Source organism: Streptomyces sp. NPDC049954 (assembly GCF_040656295.1).
GTDB lineage: Bacteria > Actinomycetota > Actinomycetes > Streptomycetales > Streptomycetaceae > Streptomyces.
In genome coordinates, this window is the sequence record NZ_JBFALS010000006.1 from 470,169 (window position 1) to 487,055 (window position 16,887).

At 72.2% G+C, this 16,887-nt stretch carries 21 protein-coding genes and 1 pseudogene; 13 read left to right on the top strand and 9 right to left on the bottom strand.

Going from position 1 to position 16,887, the window contains the following annotated elements; translation table 11 throughout:
- Positions 1-317 precede the first annotated feature (317 nt).
- The 4 genes from AB0J21_RS16550 to AB0J21_RS16565 all read right to left on the bottom strand — a co-directional run bounded on the left by AB0J21_RS16550 (position 318) and on the right by AB0J21_RS16565 (position 2,005).
- Positions 318-518 carry a DUF397 domain-containing protein gene (locus tag AB0J21_RS16550; RefSeq protein ID WP_363146651.1) on the bottom strand — a complete coding sequence of 67 codons (201 nt, stop codon included), beginning with the start codon at positions 516-518 and terminating at the stop codon, positions 318-320.
- 107 nt (positions 519-625) lie between these two features.
- Positions 626-826, bottom strand: a complete 201-nt coding sequence (locus AB0J21_RS16555; protein ID WP_363146652.1) for a DUF397 domain-containing protein — start codon at positions 824-826, stop codon at positions 626-628.
- A gap of 106 nt (positions 827-932) precedes the next feature.
- Positions 933-1,148 (bottom strand): DUF397 domain-containing protein, encoded by a 216-nt coding sequence (locus tag AB0J21_RS16560; protein ID WP_363146653.1) that lies wholly within the window; start codon positions 1,146-1,148, stop codon positions 933-935.
- Positions 1,145-2,005 (bottom strand): helix-turn-helix transcriptional regulator, encoded by an 861-nt coding sequence (locus AB0J21_RS16565; protein ID WP_363146654.1) that lies wholly within the window; start codon positions 2,003-2,005, stop codon positions 1,145-1,147. The genes AB0J21_RS16560 and AB0J21_RS16565 overlap by 4 nt, the downstream gene beginning before the upstream one ends.
- Before the next feature lie 214 nt (positions 2,006-2,219).
- Here AB0J21_RS16565 and AB0J21_RS16570 point away from each other — a divergent pair, with 214 nt between their 5' ends.
- The 3 genes from AB0J21_RS16570 to AB0J21_RS16580 are packed head-to-tail and all read left to right on the top strand — an operon-like array spanning position 2,220 to position 2,843.
- Positions 2,220-2,417: a hypothetical protein gene (locus AB0J21_RS16570; protein ID WP_363146655.1), complete on the top strand. Its 198-nt coding sequence runs from the start codon at positions 2,220-2,222 to the stop codon at positions 2,415-2,417.
- Complete coding sequence (locus AB0J21_RS16575) at positions 2,414-2,647, top strand: hypothetical protein (protein WP_363146656.1); 234 nt, start codon at positions 2,414-2,416, stop codon at positions 2,645-2,647. The genes AB0J21_RS16570 and AB0J21_RS16575 overlap by 4 nt, the downstream gene beginning before the upstream one ends.
- The gene (locus AB0J21_RS16580) at positions 2,637-2,843 is read left to right on the top strand and encodes a hypothetical protein (RefSeq protein WP_363146657.1); all 207 of its coding nucleotides are present in this window, start codon (positions 2,637-2,639) and stop codon (positions 2,841-2,843) included. The genes AB0J21_RS16575 and AB0J21_RS16580 overlap by 11 nt, the downstream gene beginning before the upstream one ends.
- A 257-nt stretch (positions 2,844-3,100) precedes the next feature.
- Here AB0J21_RS16580 and AB0J21_RS16585 read toward each other — a convergent pair whose 3' ends face one another.
- Both AB0J21_RS16585 and AB0J21_RS16590 read right to left on the bottom strand, forming a co-directional pair.
- Complete coding sequence (locus tag AB0J21_RS16585; protein ID WP_363146658.1) at positions 3,101-3,643, bottom strand: GNAT family N-acetyltransferase; 543 nt, start codon at positions 3,641-3,643, stop codon at positions 3,101-3,103.
- A gap of 113 nt (positions 3,644-3,756) precedes the next feature.
- Positions 3,757-4,428 (bottom strand): hypothetical protein, encoded by a 672-nt coding sequence (locus AB0J21_RS16590; protein ID WP_363146659.1) that lies wholly within the window; start codon positions 4,426-4,428, stop codon positions 3,757-3,759.
- A gap of 487 nt (positions 4,429-4,915) precedes the next feature.
- Between AB0J21_RS16590 and AB0J21_RS16595 the strand changes: the two genes are divergently transcribed.
- Genes AB0J21_RS16595 through AB0J21_RS16615 form a run of 5 tightly spaced genes read left to right on the top strand, consistent with a single transcriptional unit; the run spans position 4,916 to position 10,539 of the window.
- Complete coding sequence (locus tag AB0J21_RS16595; RefSeq protein ID WP_363146660.1) at positions 4,916-6,526, top strand: ABC transporter substrate-binding protein; 1,611 nt, start codon at positions 4,916-4,918, stop codon at positions 6,524-6,526.
- Entirely contained in the window at positions 6,523-7,497 is a 975-nt protein-coding gene (locus tag AB0J21_RS16600) for an ABC transporter permease (RefSeq protein WP_363146661.1), read from the top strand. The genes AB0J21_RS16595 and AB0J21_RS16600 overlap by 4 nt, the downstream gene beginning before the upstream one ends.
- Complete coding sequence (locus AB0J21_RS16605; protein WP_363146662.1) at positions 7,494-8,408, top strand: ABC transporter permease; 915 nt, start codon at positions 7,494-7,496, stop codon at positions 8,406-8,408. The genes AB0J21_RS16600 and AB0J21_RS16605 overlap by 4 nt, the downstream gene beginning before the upstream one ends.
- The gene (locus AB0J21_RS16610) at positions 8,405-9,496 is read left to right on the top strand and encodes an ABC transporter ATP-binding protein (RefSeq protein WP_363146663.1); all 1,092 of its coding nucleotides are present in this window, start codon (positions 8,405-8,407) and stop codon (positions 9,494-9,496) included. Before AB0J21_RS16605 ends, AB0J21_RS16610 begins: the two co-directional genes overlap by 4 nt.
- Positions 9,493-10,539: an oligopeptide/dipeptide ABC transporter ATP-binding protein gene (locus AB0J21_RS16615; protein WP_363146664.1), complete on the top strand. Its 1,047-nt coding sequence runs from the start codon at positions 9,493-9,495 to the stop codon at positions 10,537-10,539. Before AB0J21_RS16610 ends, AB0J21_RS16615 begins: the two co-directional genes overlap by 4 nt.
- A 125-nt stretch (positions 10,540-10,664) precedes the next feature.
- Here AB0J21_RS16615 and AB0J21_RS16620 read toward each other — a convergent pair whose 3' ends face one another.
- A complete protein-coding gene (locus AB0J21_RS16620; protein WP_363146665.1) occupies positions 10,665-11,876 on the bottom strand; it encodes an amidohydrolase family protein in 1,212 nt (403 codons plus the stop codon).
- Between the two features lie 110 nt (positions 11,877-11,986).
- Positions 11,987-12,658, bottom strand: coding sequence for a GntR family transcriptional regulator (locus AB0J21_RS16625; RefSeq protein ID WP_363146666.1), 672 nt, complete (start codon positions 12,656-12,658; stop codon positions 11,987-11,989).
- Positions 12,659-13,314: 656 nt separating this feature from the next.
- Here AB0J21_RS16625 and AB0J21_RS16630 point away from each other — a divergent pair.
- The 3 genes and pseudogenes from AB0J21_RS16630 to AB0J21_RS16640 form a co-directional block, all read left to right on the top strand.
- On the top strand, positions 13,315-14,268 hold the full coding sequence (locus tag AB0J21_RS16630; protein WP_363146667.1) for an NUDIX domain-containing protein: 954 nt from the start codon (positions 13,315-13,317) through the stop codon (positions 14,266-14,268).
- 76 nt (positions 14,269-14,344) lie between these two features.
- A complete protein-coding gene (locus AB0J21_RS16635; protein WP_363146668.1) occupies positions 14,345-14,599 on the top strand; it encodes a hypothetical protein in 255 nt (84 codons plus the stop codon).
- A gap of 68 nt (positions 14,600-14,667) precedes the next feature.
- A pseudogene (locus AB0J21_RS16640) lies at positions 14,668-15,021 on the top strand (helix-turn-helix domain-containing protein); the annotation flags it as partial.
- A 247-nt stretch (positions 15,022-15,268) separates the two neighbouring features.
- Here the strand turns inward: AB0J21_RS16640 and AB0J21_RS16645 are convergent.
- The gene (locus tag AB0J21_RS16645; protein WP_363146669.1) at positions 15,269-15,445 is read right to left on the bottom strand and encodes a hypothetical protein; all 177 of its coding nucleotides are present in this window, start codon (positions 15,443-15,445) and stop codon (positions 15,269-15,271) included.
- A 352-nt stretch (positions 15,446-15,797) separates the two neighbouring features.
- On the opposite strand from AB0J21_RS16645, the gene uraD reads away from it, so the two are divergent.
- Entirely contained in the window at positions 15,798-16,448 is a 651-nt protein-coding gene (gene uraD / locus AB0J21_RS16650) for a 2-oxo-4-hydroxy-4-carboxy-5-ureidoimidazoline decarboxylase (RefSeq protein ID WP_363146671.1), read from the top strand.
- Entirely contained in the window at positions 16,445-16,885 is a 441-nt protein-coding gene (gene uraH / locus AB0J21_RS16655; RefSeq protein WP_363146672.1) for a hydroxyisourate hydrolase, read from the top strand. Before uraD ends, uraH begins: the two co-directional genes overlap by 4 nt.
- Positions 16,886-16,887 lie beyond the last annotated feature (2 nt).

Sequence of the window (16,887 nt, forward strand, 5' to 3'; positions counted from 1 at the left end):
TGCTCCGCGCACGTCAGGCACTCAGTGTGGGAGGGCCGCCTCGGCGACCGTGTCCCGGCGAGCATGTGCCTCGATCCGTGGACGAGCGCTTCAGCGCGGACCGCGCCTGACCTCCGAGCTGTGAAGGCACCCGTTTGGTTGCCTGGGTGCCTTCACCGCGATCGGAGTCCCGGCCCGACCGGCCCGGGGTACCCGGGGCAAGGGAGTCTCCGTCCCGACACCGCGACCTTCCGTCATCCGCGGCTTCCGCCGTCTCCACGCGGATGCTCGTCGTCCACGCCGAGGTCGCGGAGTTTCCGGGCAAGGCGGGGCCTTGGTCAGCCGACCGTGCCCGCCTTCACCGCTCCGAGGAACGCGCCCCAGCTGGGTTCGGGGAAGCAGAGGGCGGGGCCGGTGGGGTTCTTGCTGTCGCGGACGGGGGTGCGGCCGACGAGTTGCCCGGCGGCTGTCTCGACGCAGTTGCTGTTGCCCCCGCTGTACGAGGATTTCGTCCAGGTGAGGCTGGTTGCGGTTCCCATGGCTCTCCTTTGTCATCAACTTTGTCGTCAACGTCGAGGGCGGCGCCCCCGGTTGTTGGCCGGGGACGCCGCCGGGGTGCTGCCGGGTTCCCGTTCGGGGGCCCCGGTCAGGTGAGCGAGTCCGCCTTCACGGCCGCGAGGAACACGGACCAGCTGGGTTCGGGGAAGTAAAGGGCGGGGCCGGTGGGGTTCTTGCTGTCGCGGACGGGTGTGCGGTTGGCGAGTTGCCCGGCGGCTGTCTCGACGCAGTCGCTGTTGGTGCCGCTGTACGAGGATTTCGTCCAGGTGAGGCTGGTTGCGGTTCCCATGGCTCTCCTTTGTCATCAACTTTGTCGTCAACGTCGAGGGCGGCGCCCCCGGTTGTGGGCCGGGGACGCCGCCGGGGTACTGCCGGGTTCCCGTTCGGGGCCCCGGTCAGGCGAGCGAGTCGGCCTTCACGGCCGCGACGAACACGTCCCAGCTGAGTTCGGGGAAGCAGAGGGCGGGGCCGGTCGGGTTCTTGCTGTCGCGGACGGGCGTGCGGCCGACGAGTTGCCCGGCGGCCGTTTCGACGCAGTCGTTGTTGCCGCCGCTGTACGAGGACTTCGTCCAGACCAGGCCGCTGACGGCCGAGTTCGGAATGGCGTTCATCTGAGTTGTTCCTTAAGTGACGCGATGAGGTCGGCTGATTCGTCCACCGGCCGTGCTGCCGCGCGCAGACGCTCGAAAGCAGTGCCGTAGACGGACACTTCCGCAGGGTTCTCCACGTAGAGAGCGGTCTTCAAGTTCTCTACGAGCACGACATCCAGATCCTTGGTCTGTTCGAAGCCGAGCATGGTGAAGGCTCCGGACAGACCGGGGTGCGGGGTGGCGTCCAGGGGGAGTACCTGTATCGAGACCTGCGGAAGTTCGGTGAGATCCAGCAGACGCTGCAACTGGTCACGCATGATTGTGGGGTCCGCCATGCGCAGGCGGAGTGCCGCCTCGTGGATGATGGCCCACAGCTCCAGTGGCTCCGGCCGGGTGAGCGCGGACTGCCGCGCCATCCGTACCTCCACGAGCGTGTCGACCTTCTCCGCCGGATCGGTCATGTTGATCGCCTTGATGGTCGCCCGCGCATAGGCGGCCGTCTGGCACAGGCCGGGAATCAGCCGGTCCTGATAGGTCCGCTGACTCGTCGCCTCCGCCTCCTGCGTGATCAGGTCGACGTAGGCCGTGGAGATCTGGTCGCTGTACGGCTGCCACCAGCCGCGCTGCTTGCGGCTGCGGGCCAGGCGCATGAGCCGCTGGTGGACGGGGGAGTCCTCCGGGATCTCATACACCTTGAGCAGGGTTTCGAGATCGGCGATCTTGACGCCGACCCGTCCGGTCTCGATCCGGCTGATCTTGGAGCCGTTGAGCGCGGCTCCGGTACGGGCCACGACGTCCTCGATACGGAGGCCCAGGCCGTCACGGATCTGGCGCAGTTCGGCGGCGAGCTGCCGCGTGCGCACGGTGGGTGCGGCCATGAGTTCTTCCCCCTTCGAGACACATCAACGCTGCTCAGTCTGACGCGCTGTTGGCCAGTCGGCCATAGCTTTCCATGTCCTTCACTCGTAGGAGTGGTCATTCTGCAAGTCTGCACTTTTCCTGGAAATCGATTCACGAACTGTGTCATGGTGGTCGCACTGACGGTGGTTGTCGCATCACCGGTGGTGATCAACTTCGGAAGAGGTGGTGGTAATGCAGGCTCGGGAGAAGTGGCAGCAGGATCAGACGCCGGCCGTTCCGCGCATCGGTTCGCTGGTCTACGACGAGGTGCGTGAAGTCCCCTGCGTGGTACGGGACTTCCTGCACGGCCGGCTCTACCTGCGGGCCCCCGGCGGTGGCCGGGAGTGGACCGCGAGTCCGGGCCGGGTGCGCCCGCCGGATGCGGCATGAGGGGCGCGAGGGGCAGCGAGCGGCCCATCGACCTGTCCGGTGAGGTGCCCCGCGTCCCGGTCCCCGCCCCGGGGTGCGAGCGCTGCGCCGAGGAGATGCGGCGCTTCCGTCTGGCCTGGGGGTACGGGCCCGGCGCGGGCCGCCGCACCGATCCGTCCGCCGCCTCCGACTGCACCGTGCAGATCGGACGGCACCCCCACCACACGCCCCCGACGTCCGGTGCCTGCTGAACCGGGCGGTGAGGCGCTCGCGCCCGCCGTGTGCGGTGCGCGCGGGCAGGTCAGCGAGGTGGTGTGGAGCGCGGTGGCGAGGCTGTGCCACACCCACGTCCCGCGTGTCGTGCACTGCGTACTGACCGATCCGGCGCACACCTGTCGCCACGAGGCACCACTCGACGGCGTGGGCCTGCGCTTCACCTGGCTCTGAAGCAGGCCCTGAAGCAGGCCCTGAAACGGGCTCCGAAACGGGCTCCGAAGTGCTGTGAGGCGGGTTCCGGGGCGGCCTCGGAACGCTGCCCGCTGAGCGGCTTCACCAGCGGGGTGGGTGGTGACCACCCCTCAAGGACCCGCGCGTTCGCCGGTACGCCGGCGGGACGCGCGGAGGGCGGGACCGGCGGTCGGTGAGGTCGGCTGAGCCGGTCCCGTCCGCCCCGGGGCCCTGACCGGCAGACGAGTCGGCGGCGGTCAGGGCCCCGGCGGTGCGGTGTCCGCCCCGGCCGGTACGGGGCGGCGCATGACCAGGCGCGGCCACCGGTCGAGCCCGAGCGCGGCCTCGTGGGCGCGGATCGCCCGCAGCCCCGGCGTGAGGCGGTCCTCCGCGACGGGGCGGAAGCCGAGCCGCGCGTAGTACGGGGCGTTCCACGGGACCTCCCGGAACGTCGTCAGAGTGAGCGCCGGGAGCCCCGCCTCCCGCGCCCGTGCGGCGGCGTGCTCGATGAGCCGGGCCCCGGCCCCTTGCCGCGCCGCCTTCGGGTGGGTGGAGACCTGCTCGACGTGCAGGGCGCCGTCCACCACCTCGGACAGCAGATACGCGGCCACCCGCACACCGGGCTCCGTGCCGAGCACCCACGCCCCGCCGGCCGTCCGGTACCGCTCCAGCGTGGCGAGGTCCGCCGGTTCGTCCTCCGCGACCGCGTCCATGCCGAGCGTGCGGAACATCCGGCCCGCCTCGACTTCGAGGTCCTGGAGCACGGGCAGGTCGGCGGATTCGGCGGGGCGGACGCGCATGGGGCGGAGTCTACGAACAGCACCTCGTTCCCGCCGTCCGGGTGTGGCCGGAGCCGCAGCGGATCGCTGGGGGAGGTCACTTGCCGAGGCTGCTCCCTGGCACCCTGGGGCGGTCACTTCCCGCCCGAGGCCGCGAGCCGGTCGGCGGGCGGATTGCACGGGCGCGCCTCTCCGGAGCGTTGCAGGTGAAACAGGGGCACCCCCAACTCCTCGGCGCTCTGCGCCGCTTCAGGGCTCGGCCCGCCCAGGGTGAAGCCCACCGGGGCGACCGAGGCGGCCAGGCTCGCGAGCCACAGGCACTCCACGTCGCGGCCCCGCACCTGCCGGGGCGTCGGCTCGATGTGGGCGAGCAGCCCCTTCGCAGCGAGCGCCACACCGTGCGGGGGAGGCTCCTCGGCGCGACGGATCTCGCCGTACCCGAGCCAGCCCAGATACAGCGCGGCAGCCGTCACCGCGCCCCTGGCGTCCGCGATGGGCACCGGCCGGAACGGCGTACGCGAAGGCACCGGGCCACCGCCCCGCTCGCCCGCCCCGACCGCGACGCGCAGCAACACGCCGCAGGAACAGGCCAGTTCGGGGTACGGCCAGTGGTCGGTGCGGTCACAGGCGCGGCAGCGCACCGCTATCCAGTCCTCCGCCCAGGTCCGGTGTTCCAGCACGATGCCCTCCGCCCCGTCCACGAGCGCCGGGGTCACCGGCTGCCCGCAGGCGCAGGGCAGGGCGGGCGGCACATAGCGGCCCACGCTGCGGCAGACCGGGCAGCGGACGGACACTCCGGCGGCCATGACGCACTCCAAGACCTCGGGGACAGACCCCTCCATCATCCCGCACCCGCCCCGCGCGCGGACGTCGTTGGCCATGCCCGGGGGCCGAAGTCCCGGCCCTCCCGCGGTCTCGCGCGGTTCCGGTACGTGGACGCGCCACCGCCCCGCACGGGGCACTGGCAGGGCCGGACCGTCACCTCTCGGCCAATGTGCGCCTCCCCGGGCCCGGGCTCCGCGATCTCCCCGGGCCGCTCTCCGTGTGGTCGACAGCGAGGGGCGGGCTCCTCGTGAACAGTCCGGTATACCAAGTCGGTCTCGGGTGGGAGGTTGCCGCGGGGGAGTTGTGCCTCAATGCCCGCCTTGAGCTGCCAAGTAAGCCAATAATTGGGGCAATATGACCTGGACGTCCCGCGCGGGCTTCTGTGGCTTGGTATACCGTGTCGCCTCAACGCGTACCGGCCGCCGGTCCGCCGCCTCCCCCTGCCGTCCCGAAGGAGGACCCTTCGCCGTGCGTCGTATACCGGCCACTGTCGTGGCGGTCGCCCTGTTGGCGATCACCACCGCGTGCAGCACCCTCTCCCCGCCCGGCGAGGGGACCGTCGCCCAGCCGCGCCTCGCCGACACCCGTCCCGTCGGGGACGGCGGCACACTCACGATCGCCCTCAAGTCCGATCCGGACATGCTGGACCCGAGCCTGACCTCGACCCTCGTCGCCCGGACCGTCTTCGCGTCCATGTGCGAGCAGCTCTACGACGTCGACCAGGACAACAAGTTCGTCCCGCAACTGGCCGCCTCGATGCCGCGGATCACCAACGGCGGGAAGACCTTCACCTTCGCCGTCCGCAAGGACGCCACCTTCAGCGACGGCACCCCGCTGGACGCGCGCGCCGTCAAGACCTCCCTCGACCGCCACCTGCACCTGCGCGGCTCCGGGCGCGCCTCTGAGATCGACTCGGTGAAGAAGGTCACCACCCCGGGCAAGTACACGGTGCGGCTCGACCTCAAGCACCCCGACGTCCCACTCCTCGGGCGGCTCGCCAACACCGCTGGGCTGATCATGTCGCCCAAGGCGATCGGGACCTACGGCAGGAAGTTCGCCGGCCACCCCTCGTGCGTGGGCCCCTTCAAGTACGTCAAGCGCGTCATCGGCGACCGCATCGAACTCACCAAGGACGCGCTCTACTACGACGCGGACAAGGTCCACCTCGACGGCGTGACCTACAAGACGATCACCGACGGCAATATCCGAATGGCCAACATCAGGTCCGGGGACGTGCAGATCGGTGACCAGATGGGCCCGGTGGAGGTGCGCGGCTCCCTCGGTGAGAAGGGGATCAACCTCCTGAACACGCCTTCGCTCGGCTACATGGCGCTCACCCTGAACGTCGGCAACGTGCACGGCATCGACAAGAAGCCCGGCCGAGTCGACTCGCCCTTCGGTCGCGACGTCCGGGTCCGGGAGGCCTTCGACCTCTCCCTGGACCGCGAGCTGATCAACAAGCTCGTCTTCCAGGGCATGTACGCCCCCGCCTGCGGGCCGGTGCCCCCGGGCACCCCGCTCAGCTCGTCGGTCACCTGCCCCGAGCGCGACCTGCCCAAGGCCAAGCGGCTGCTCAAGGCGGCCGGGGTGAGGACGCCCGTGCCACTCGAACTGATGATCAACACGACTCCGGACGACAGCCGCCTCGGCCAGGTCGTCCAGGCCATGGCCGCCGAGGCCGGCTTCGATGTACGGCTGCGGCCCACCGAGTTCGCCACCGGGCTGACCCGCACCCTGGCCGGGGATTTCCAGGCCAGGACAGGCGGCTGGGGCGGGCAGCCCGACCCGGCCGGCAACATCGACAGTCTCGTCGGCACCGCCGGCAGCAACAACCAGGGAAAGCTCTCCGACCCGACCGTCGACCGGCTGATCGTAGAAGGCCGCAGCACGACGGACATCACGAAACGGCGCGAGATCTACCGCCGGCTCACCCAGGCGATCAACCGGCTGCACGGCGTCATCTACCTGTACCGCCCCGTCAACTACGTCTCCGCGTCCACGGACGTCAGCGGCATCAAGCTCTCCGGGGACGGCCTGATCAAGGCCAAGGAAGCCGGATACGTGAAGGGGAGCCGGTGAACCATCTCCGCAAGCTGCTGACCTCCTACGTCAGCCGCAGGATCGGCATGTCGCTGATCACCATGGGACTTGTCAGCATCGCCGTGTTCCTCGGCGTGCGGGCCATGCCGGGCGACACCGCGCAGGCCCTCGCCGGCGAACAGACCTCACCCGAGGTGCTCGCCGCGATCCGCCAGGAGTACGGGCTGAACGACAACATCGCCGTGCAGTACTGGCGTTACGTCAGCAACGCCGTCACCGGCGACTTCGGCACCTCCGCCCGCACCGGGCTGCCGGTGCTCGACTCGATCACCCAGGCCCTGCCCATCACCCTCGAACTCGCGGCCCTCTCCCTGATCCTGGCCGTCGTCGTCGGGATCGGCGCCGGTGTCCTGGCCGCCGTGCGGCGCGGAAAGCCCGAGGAGTGGCTGGCTAACGGGATCGCCCTGCTCGGCATGTCCATCCCCTCCTTCTGGCTCGGTATCGTCCTCCTCCTCGCCTTCGCCATCGCCGTGCCCGTCTTCGCCGCCTCCGGCTTCGTGCCCTTCGGCACCGACCCGCTGGAGAACCTGCGGCGCCTGACCCTCCCCGCGATCGTGCTGGGCTCCGGACTCGCCGCCGTCGTCATGCGGCAGACCAGAGCCGCGATGATCGACTCCTTGTCCTCCGACTACACGCGCACCGCCCGCGCCAAGGGACTCGCCCCGCGCACCGTCATCGGCCGGCACGCCCTGCGCAACTCGCTCGTCACCGTCGTCACCGTGCTCGGCCTGCAACTCGGCCAGCTCATCTCGGGCGCCGTCGTCACCGAACAGGTCTTCGTCCTGCCCGGCTTCGGCAAGCTCACCATCGACGCGGTCTTCACCCGTGACTACGCGATGGTCCAGGGCGTGGTGCTCTTCATCTCGGCCGCCTACATCCTGATCAACCTGCTGGTCGACTTCCTCTACTCCGTCGTCGACCCGCGTATCCGGCTCGGAGGTTCCCGATGACCGTCGCCCCCTCCCCGGCGCCGGCCGCCCCCGCCGTCACCGCGCTCGCGCCGAAGCCGGGCCCCGAGCGTGGCCGTTGGTGCTCCGGACTGCGCCGGCTGCGCCGCAACCGTCTCGCCCTCGTCGGCGCCGTCCTCGCCACGCTGTTCGTGTGCGTGGCCCTCCTGGCGCCCTTGCTCGCCCCCTACGATCCCGCCCGGCCAGATTTCGGCGCCGCACTCGCCGAACCGTCCTGGTCGCACTGGCTGGGCACCGACGACCTCGGACGCGACCAGCTCTCGCGCGTCCTGGTCGGAGTCACCGCCTCCATGCAGGTCGGCGTCCTCGCCGTCGCTCTCGCCTTCGTCGTCGCCGTCCCCCTCGGACTGGTCGCCGGCTACTACGGCCGTTTCGCGGACTCGGCGGTCTCCCGGCTCACCGACACCCTGCTCGCCTTCCCGTTCCTCGTGCTGGCCGTCGGCCTCGCCGCGATCCTCGGCCCCTCGCTGGAGAACGCCACCATCGCCATCGGCATCTCGCAGATCCCGGCGATCATCCGCATCACCCGCGCGGAGACCCTGCGCCTCAAGCACCTCGACTACGTCGGCGCCGCCGTCGCCAACGGCGGCAACGACCGGGTGATCCTCTTCCGGCACATCCTGCCGAACGCCACCTCGGCGCTCATCGTCCAGGCCACCGTGGGCATCCCCTCGGCCATCATCGGCGAGGCCGTCCTCAGCTTCCTCGGCCTTGGCGTCCAGCCGCCCTCGCCCTCCCTCGGCGTGATGCTCTCCAGCGCCCAGCCCTTCATCGCCGACGCGCCCTGGATGGCCGTCTTCCCCGGCCTCGTCATCGTCCTTGCCACCCTCGCCTTCAACCTGCTCGGCGACGGCGTACGCGACATCCTCGACCCCCGCGGAGGTACCCGGTGAACCGAACCGACACGGCCACCGCCTCCCGGTCCGCCCCCAACGGAGCCGAGGCCGTCCTCAGCGTCCGGGACCTCACGGTCTCCTTCCGCGGACCGGACCGCACCGTGCACGCCGTCGACGGCGTCTCCTACGACTTGGCCCCCGGCGAAGTGCTCGCCGTCGTGGGGGAGTCGGGCTGCGGGAAGTCCGTCACCTCGATGGCCGTCATGGGCCTGTTGCCGCCCACCGCACACGTCGGAGGATCGATTCGCCTCGACGGACGTGAACTGGTCGGCGCGCCCGAGCGGGAACTGCGCTCGCTGCGCGGCCGCCGCCTCTCGATGATCTTCCAGGAGCCGATGACCTCGCTCAACCCGGTGCTCACCATCGGCCGGCAGATCACCGAGGTGCTCAGCCGCCACCAGGGGCTCAGGCGACGGGAAGCCCGGGAGCGCGCCGTCGAACTCCTCGACCTCGTGGGCATCCCCGCCCCCCGCACCCGCGTCGACGAGTACCCGCACCAGCTCTCCGGCGGGATGCGCCAGCGCGTCATGATCGCCATCGCGGTCGCCTGCGACCCGGCCGTCCTGATCGCCGACGAACCCACCACCGCCCTCGACGTCACCGTCCAGGCCGGCATTCTCGACGTGCTCCGCTCCCTGCGCGACCGCCTTGGCACCGCAATCGTGCTCATCACCCACGATCTCGGCGTCGTCGCGGACACCGCCGACCGGGTCCTCGTCATGTACGCCGGACGCCCCGTCGAACAGGCCCCGGTGGACGAGCTGTTCGGCGCGCCCCGGCACCCGTACACGGGCGGGCTGCTCGGCGCCGTCCTGCGCCCCGGCAGCCGCACCGCGGGCGGCCGGGCCCGGCTCAACGAAATCCCCGGCCTCGTGCCCGACCTGAGCGAGCAGCCGCAGGGCTGCGGATTCGCCCCTCGCTGCGCCCGTGCGAGCGCCGACTGCCTCACCGTCCGCCCCGCATCCCGAGAGCTGTCCACCACCCACCGTGTCGCGTGCCACCACCCGGTCACGGCCGCGGCCGAAGGGCCCGCGAACCCCCGCCGGCCCCACCACCCCGACACCTCCGAGGGAGCCGCGCGATGACCGGCAGTCCCCACCTCACCGAAGCACCCGTGCTCGCGGTACGGGACCTCACCCGCCACTTCACCGCGGCCGGCGGCGGCACCGTACGCGCCGTGGACGGCGTGACCCTGACCATCGAACCCGGTGAAGTGCTAGGCCTCGTCGGTGAGTCGGGCAGCGGCAAGTCCACGGTCGGACGCTGCGTGGTCCGCCTCGACCAGCCGACCGGCGGCAGCGTACGGATCAACGGGACCGACGTGACGACGCTGTCCCCGCGCGCCCTGCGGCCCCTGCGTAAGGACTTCCACCTCGTCTTCCAGGACCCCTCCTCCTCCCTCAACCCGCGCATGACGATCCGGCGGATCGTCGCCGAACCGCTGCGCCTGCACGGGATGGCGAGCCGGCAGGAGGCGGCGGACCGGGTCGACGCGCTCCTCGCGCAGGTCGGCCTGCGCCCCGAACTCGCCGACCGCAGCCCCCACGAACTCTCCGGCGGTCAGCGCCAGCGCGTCTCCATCGCCCGCGCGCTCTCCGTCAACCCGAGCCTGCTCGTGGCCGACGAGCCGACCTCCGCGCTCGACGTCTCGGTCCAGGCATCCGTCCTCAACCTGCTGGCGGACCTCCAGAAGGAGCGCGGCTTCGGCTGCCTCTTCATCACGCACGACCTCGCCGCCGTCGAGTACCTCGCCGACCGCATCGCCGTCATGTACCTCGGCCGCATCGTCGAACAGGCGCCTGCCGCCGACCTGTTCGCGGCGCCCAAGCACCCGTACACGCAGGCGCTGTTGTCGGCCGCGCCGGTCCCGGACCCGGCCGAACAGCGCGGTCGCAGCCGCATCGTGCTCGGCGGGGACCTGCCGAGCCCCCTGGATCCGCCGCCCGGCTGCCACTTCCACACCCGCTGCCCCCTGGCCACCGACCGCTGCCGCGCCGAGGCGCCCGTCCTGCGCACGGTGGCCGCATCGCGGACCGGCCCCGCCGCCGGGCGACAGGTCGCCTGCCACCTCGTGGCGGACGACGGCACCGTGCCGGACGCCGCGCAGGCGGCGGCCACCGCCGCCTGAGACGGTCCACCGGCCCGCAGCTATGAAGCAGCCTCCGCCGGCACACGAAGCGGTTCCGCCGGTACGAAGCGGCCCCGTCCGCCTCCCGTGAGAGGTGGACGGGGCCGCTTCGTACCGGCCGGCTCTCAGCCGACGAGCCGCAGCCCGTCCGCGACCACGCGGCCGGCGTGCAGCACCGTCCGGTCGTCGCTGCGGTCCATCACGGCGGACGCGACCGTCTCGCCCTCCACCAGCAACAGATCGGCGCGGTCCCCCACGGCCAGGGCGGGGCGGTCGGCCACCGAACTCAGCCTCGGCAGCTCCGGGTCCAGGATCGAGGCACCACCACGCGAGGCGACGGCCACGCAGTGCTCGATCAGCTCGTCCTTGCGGTACCGGTTGGTGAAGGCGAGCTGCCAGGTGCGGTCCAGCATGTCCGCGTTGCCGTAGGGCGACCAGAAGTCGCGCTGCCCGTCCTCGCCCAGACCGACCCGCACGCCCGCCCGCGTCAGCTCCGCCATCGGCAGGGCGTGCAGCTGCTGCGCGGGAGCGATCGTCGCCATCGCGATGTCCAGCTCGGCGAACTCCTCGATCAGCCGGCGCGTCGTGGCCTCGTCCACGGCGCCCAGTTCGTAGGCGTGGGACAGCGTGACCTTTCCGGCCATGCCGAGCGCACGGACCCGCTCCAGGATGAGGTCGACACTGAACACGCCGAGGTGGCCGGGCTCGTGGAGGTGGACGTCGATGGGCGCCTGGTGACGCTCGGCCAGGTCGAAGAGGATGTCGAGGTGGCGCACCGGGTCACGGTCCAGGGTGCAGGGATCGATCCCGCCGACGACCGCAGCGCCGGAGGACAGCGCCTCGTCCATCAGCTCCGGCACCCCCTTCTCCCGCAACAGCCCCGCCTGCGGGAACGCCATGATCTCGACCTCGCAGCGGTCGGCGTGCGCCTCCTTCGCGGCCAGTACGCCTTCGAAGCGCTCCAGGCCGCAGTCGGCGTCGATCTGCGCGTAGCTGCGCACCCGGGTCGTGCCGCGCTCGATCATCCGGCCCAGCGTGTACGTGGCCCGTTCGGCGACGCTCCACTCGTCCTCGCGCCAGTGCGCCCGGTCGTTCATCGTCAGGCCCCAGACCCCGGGCGCCCCCGTGTGCGGGCGGAAGGGCAGCCCGATCCGGGTGGAGTCCAGGTGGCAGTGGACGTCGGAGAAGGAGGGCAGAGCGAGCCGGCCCCGGCCGTCCACGGAGGCGCCCGCTGTCGCGCGGCCGGGCTCGTGCGGGTGCAGCGCGGCTATCGCACCGTCCCGGATCTCGATGTCCTGCGACGGGCCGCCCCAGGGGCGGACGTTGGTGATGAGCATGCGGACTTGTTCCGTTCCTTATGAGCTGGGCTGGGTTCGGGGGCGGGCACCGGGTCCGGAGCGAATCCGGCACGACTGCGGTGCGGACGGGGAGCCGAGAGGGTGCCCCGTCACTCCGCCGGGAGGATTCTGGCCAGGGTCGCGAGCGAGGGGCCGCGACCCCGTTCGATATGGGCGTAGGCGACGGCGCCGGCCAGCTCGGCGTTCCCGGAGTGGATCGCGGCGCACAGGTCCCGGTGCTCGGCGCACTGCACGGCGGGGTCGAGGTTCCCGGTGAGGGTGAAGACCCACTGCATGAGCCCCAGCGAGGGGTGCAGCGCCGTCTCCAGCAGGTGGTTACCCGTCATCGCGACGATTCCGGCGTGCAGAGCGGTGTTCGCGCCGGGGATCTCCTCGACCGCCCCACGACGCGTGGCGTCCTCGGCGGACTCCATCAGCTCCCGCAGCCGCCGCGCGGCCGGACCGGAGGCGTCCGCCTCAGCCGCCCGGCGCGCGGCGAAGACCTCCAGGCTCAGGCGGAGATCGAAGAGTTCGTTCACGTCGCGCAACGACAGCCGACGTACCGAGGCGCCGCGCCGGGGAGAGAGCTCCACGAGCCCGTCGGCGGCCAGCCGGGTCAGCGCCTCGCGGACCGGGATACGGGAGTAGCCGAGGGCCTGCGACAGTTCACGCTCACGCAGCCGGGCGCCTGGCGGGTACGCGCCGGAGAGCACGCCGTCCCGGATCACGCGTTCGGCGTGCACGACGTGCGAGCCGCCCGTGTCCGGCGCCGGAGTGCTCACCGACCGGCCCTGCCGAAGGCCACGGGGGATCGGGTGCGCATGGAGCCTCCTGAAGACGACGTCCCGGCCGAATCCGCTCCGGCCGACCGGCCGACACGCTGCCAAGGACGCAGGTGACACTAGCACTTGGCATACCAGGCGGACATGCTCTCGGGTGATAAGCCGAACTTATTCCGAAATGCGGCAGGGGTTTCGTTGCTCCTGGGGTGGCACTGACGTCTTGAGGTATACCAACGGTGTGGTCGGTGACTGTGGTCGATGGCTGTGGTGGTGGCGCTGGCCGTGGCCGTGGCCACGCTCGTGGTCGTGGTCGTGGTCGTGGTCGGGGCCGGGAGCCGGGCGGCAGCGGCGCATCGGTCTCCGGTACCTCGATCCGGCCCGATCCGGCCCGATCCGGCCCGATCCGGCCCGATCCGGCCCGATCCGGCCCGATCCGGCCCGGTCGCCGGCCCCGGGCGGCAGGGCACTGCTTGGCCCTCGTGGGCGCCGCGCGTTCCACGACACACCTGCTCCCTGACCCGCGCGCGGACAAGTCGTCGCGCCCGTGGCGCGCCACCTTGCGCCACATCCGCCACCCTCGCCCCGGAATTCCCGTGCGTCCCGTTGGGCAGGCTTTCCACCGGTCCGTCCTCCGCCGCCTCTCAGAAAGGCTGTTCATGACGTTCGCCACGCGCGACGACGACCTGCGCGCCGAGCCGGTACGCCTCGCCCCCGAGGAGTACGCCCGCTCCCGCGCCGCCTTCTGGGGCGGTTCCGCCGTCCTGTTCACCGATGTGGACGGACGCGTACTGGTCGTCGAACCCCGCTACCGCGAGCACCTGTTGCTGCCCGGTGGCGGGATGGACGCAGGGGAGCGGCCCTCCCGGAGCGCCGCCCGCGAGGTGGCGGAGGAACTGGCGCTCGTCGTCCGGCCCTCCCGGCTGCTGGTCGTGGAATGGGTCAGCGAGGACCACGAGGAGTACGCCGAGTTCGGCTGCTTCCCCGGCGAGGCCCTGTACGTGTGGGACGGCGGGGTGCTGGGCCCGGGCGCGCTGGCCCGCATCGTGCTGCCCCCGGCCGAACTCGGCGCCTACCACCTGTTGTCCGCCGCCGAGGCCGCCGCACGGATGGGGCCGCTGGACGGCGCCCGGATGCTCGCCGCCTACCGCGCCCGCCTCGACGCGAGCGGCCCCGCGGTGCTGGAGGACGGCACGGCCACGGCTCCCGGGGTGCTCGAACGGCACGGCGTCGTCCCGGGGACCGCCCCGGCCGCAGGTGGTGCCACCGGGGTGTGGGCCTTCGACCCGCAGGGCCGCGTCCTGCTCCTCGTGGACCCCGAGGGCAGGCACTGCGCACTGCCGAGCGCCCACCACGCCGGCCTGTACCGGGACATCCCGCTGGCGCTGCCCGGCCGGGCCGGCGCGGTGGCCCGGCTCGCTCCCGGCCTCGTCGCCCCGTCCGGCGGCCCCGCCCACCTGCTCGCCCCGCCCGCGCAGGCGGCCGCGCTCCTCGGTCCCGGCGGGGGAACGTGCGACCGGGCGCGGGCCGCCGCCGCTCTCGCCGCCGAGCGCTGGGGCGTGCCCCGCGCGGCCCCCAGGCCGGTGGAGGAGATCACCCCGGACCGGGGGTGAGCGATTCCTGTTCGGTTAGGGTCGGGTGCGGCGCCGGACCCCGGTGCCGGACGACGGTCGCGGCCGGGGAGGCACAGTGCGATTGCGGGTCGAGTTCACCACCGAGCCCTTCGACCTCGACGAGACGCCGCAACACGCGCTCGTGGCCCGGCAGGTGATCGGGGGCGCCGACCTCGACGCCGTCGACGTCGGCCCCTTCGGCAACACCGCCGACGGCCGGGCCGACGTGGTACTCGACTCCGTCGCCCGTCTGCTCAAGGAGACCCTGGACGCCGGGGCGACCCGGGTGTCCCTCCAGGTCAGCGTCCTCGACGAGGAGACCGGGCGGTGAGCGCGCCCCCGGAGCGCCCCGGCGGCTCGACGGAGTACCCGGAGCACCCGGAACTTCCCGGGCACCCGCTGCTCGACGCCGTGAAGCCGCTCGTCGACGCGCTGGGCGCGCAGGTCCTGGCGCCCCGGGCGGCCGGCCCGGACGACGTGATGCTGAGCTGGGAGGGCGAGGAGGCCTTCGCCGTACGCCTGCCCCGGCTCGCCGAGTCCCTGGACCGGATACTCGCCGGACTCGAACGGGTCCACGGGCCGCTCGCCGCGCTCGACCGCAGAACCAAACAGGACGTCGTGAGGCAGCTGGAGGGGCGCGGCGCCTTCACCGTCCGGCACGGCGTCGAAACGGTCGCGAGCGCGCTCGGCGTCAGCCGCTTCACCGTCTACAACTACATCAACTACGCCAACGAACAACGCGCGAAGGGCGAGCGAGGCCCGCAGGGAGCGGAAGACCGGGAGGGCCCGGGCGCGCCGGACGCGCGGGGTGCGCGGGGTACGGAGGGCGGCCGGGGCGCGGCACGGTAACCATGACCGGCCGTGGGGCGGCCAACGGAGGCCGGACGACGCGCCCCCGGGTGATCTGACCGGCGACTCAGGTGTCTGCCCCGCGCGCGGTTCGCTCAGCCGTCCGTCCCGCGCGCGGCTTGCTCAGCCGTCCGTCCCACTCGACGTTCGCTCAGGCGGCCGTGACGACCTCCGCGCGTATCGCCGCCGACCACTCGGCGAGCAGGGCCTCGTACTCCTCGCGCCGCTCCTGCGACAACCGGCCGCCGCTCGTCCACAGGGCGCGGATCTCGGCGTTGACGACTGCTGCGGAACGGGGCGGAGTGGCGGGCCTGTGCGTATGAGGCATGAGTGCAGCCTAGGGGCGGGCACTGACAGTGGGGCTACAGCGGTGTGAACGCCGGGAAAGGTCACACGGCCCGCCCGCACCACCGCTCCTGACCGGCAGTCGTATACGAGCGGGAGCGCTCTGCGCCCCGCGGTGAAGGTGCTGCCGAGCCGACGTCCTGATCAGGGCGGACGCGCCGCCGACACCCGGCCGGGCGGCTACGACGTGCTCCCGGCCGGGCCGCGACGCGCTCGTTACCGCCCGGTATCGGCCTCGTTTCCCGCCGCCGCGCGGCTTCAACAAAGTGTTGACGCGGCCGGATCGAGGGTCTTAGCTATGCGCAGCCGTACCGCACCAGGCCCCGGAGGTCCCCGTGCCGATCGACCGGTTCAACTCCCTCTCCACGTCCCGCGCGAGCGCCGTACTGCGTGAGGTGTGCGCGAGCCGGTCCTGGGGGGCCGCGCTGCTCGCGGGACGGCCCTACCGGAACGCCGGGGAACTGTTCGCGGCCGGCGACACCGCCACCTCGGTGCTCGACGGCGCCGACCTCGACGAGGCCCTCGCCGGTCACCCGCCGATCGGCCGCCCCACCCCGGGCGATCCGGCCTCCGCGCGCGAACAGCGCGGCATGGCGGGCGCGCCGGAGCGGCTGCGGGAACGGATGCTCACACTGAACCTCGCCTACCAGGAGAAGTTCGGGCACGTCTTCCTGATCTGCGCCACCGGGGCGAGCGCCGAGGACATGCTCGCCGCACTGGAGAGACGTCTCGGCAACGCCCCCGGGCGGGAGCGGGAGATCGCCCGCGCCGAACTCACCAAGATCCACCGCATCAGGCTCGACCGACTGCTGACGGAACTGGAACGGGAACCGGCTCCGGAACCAGGACCGGCTCCGGAACCAGGACCGGGACCGGCTCCGGAGCCGGGAGCGAGCACCGAACGCCAGCCGGGGACCGGGGCCGTGGCAGGGCCGTCCGGCCCGGCCCGCCGGCCGATCCGCCCCCACGAAGGGACCCCGTCATGACCAGCGGTCACCACCCCGGCCGCCGTACGCCTCCTTCCGTGTCGACCCACGTCCTCGACACGAGCCTCGGGCGCCCGGCCGCCGCCGTCCCCGTCACCGTCCACGCCCGCTCCGGGCAGTCCGGGGCGTGGACGGAGATCGGCGCCTCCCGCACCGACGCCGACGGCCGTTGCAAGGACCTGCCCGAACTGCCAGAGGACACCGCGCGGGTGCGGCTCGTCTTCGACACCGCCGCCTATCTGCGCGCCACCACGACAGGCGCCGACGGCGGCGTCCCCGCGCCGGACGGCACGCGGCAGGACAGCACCGGGGGCGGGGGCGAGACCGCTGTGTTCTTCCCCGAGGTGAGCCTCGTCTTCGCCGTCGCCCCGGGCGAGCACTACCACGTGCCCCTGCTGCTCAGCCCGTTCGGCTACTCCGTATACCGAGGGAGCTAGCG

Bases quoted from the DNA above. Each gene is read 5' to 3' on its own strand.
- AB0J21_RS16615 (WP_363146664.1), top strand. From the start codon at position 9,493: ATGACCGGCAGTCCCCACCTCACCGAAGCACCCGTGCTCGCGGTACGG.
- AB0J21_RS16550 (WP_363146651.1), bottom strand. From the start codon at position 518: ATGGGAACCGCAACCAGCCTCACCTGGACGAAATCCTCGTACAGCGGG.
- AB0J21_RS16585 (WP_363146658.1), bottom strand. From the start codon at position 3,643: ATGCGCGTCCGCCCCGCCGAATCCGCCGACCTGCCCGTGCTCCAGGAC.
- AB0J21_RS16630 (WP_363146667.1), top strand. From the start codon at position 13,315: ATGACGTTCGCCACGCGCGACGACGACCTGCGCGCCGAGCCGGTACGC.
- AB0J21_RS16620 (WP_363146665.1), bottom strand. From the start codon at position 11,876: ATGCTCATCACCAACGTCCGCCCCTGGGGCGGCCCGTCGCAGGACATC.
- AB0J21_RS16555 (WP_363146652.1), bottom strand. From the start codon at position 826: ATGGGAACCGCAACCAGCCTCACCTGGACGAAATCCTCGTACAGCGGC.
- uraH (WP_363146672.1), top strand. From the start codon at position 16,445: ATGACCAGCGGTCACCACCCCGGCCGCCGTACGCCTCCTTCCGTGTCG.
- AB0J21_RS16590 (WP_363146659.1), bottom strand. From the start codon at position 4,428: ATGGCCGCCGGAGTGTCCGTCCGCTGCCCGGTCTGCCGCAGCGTGGGC.
- AB0J21_RS16560 (WP_363146653.1), bottom strand. From the start codon at position 1,148: ATGAACGCCATTCCGAACTCGGCCGTCAGCGGCCTGGTCTGGACGAAG.
- AB0J21_RS16565 (WP_363146654.1), bottom strand. From the start codon at position 2,005: ATGGCCGCACCCACCGTGCGCACGCGGCAGCTCGCCGCCGAACTGCGC.
- AB0J21_RS16605 (WP_363146662.1), top strand. From the start codon at position 7,494: ATGACCGTCGCCCCCTCCCCGGCGCCGGCCGCCCCCGCCGTCACCGCG.
- AB0J21_RS16570 (WP_363146655.1), top strand. From the start codon at position 2,220: ATGCAGGCTCGGGAGAAGTGGCAGCAGGATCAGACGCCGGCCGTTCCG.
- AB0J21_RS16575 (WP_363146656.1), top strand. From the start codon at position 2,414: ATGAGGGGCGCGAGGGGCAGCGAGCGGCCCATCGACCTGTCCGGTGAG.
- AB0J21_RS16645 (WP_363146669.1), bottom strand. From the start codon at position 15,445: ATGCCTCATACGCACAGGCCCGCCACTCCGCCCCGTTCCGCAGCAGTC.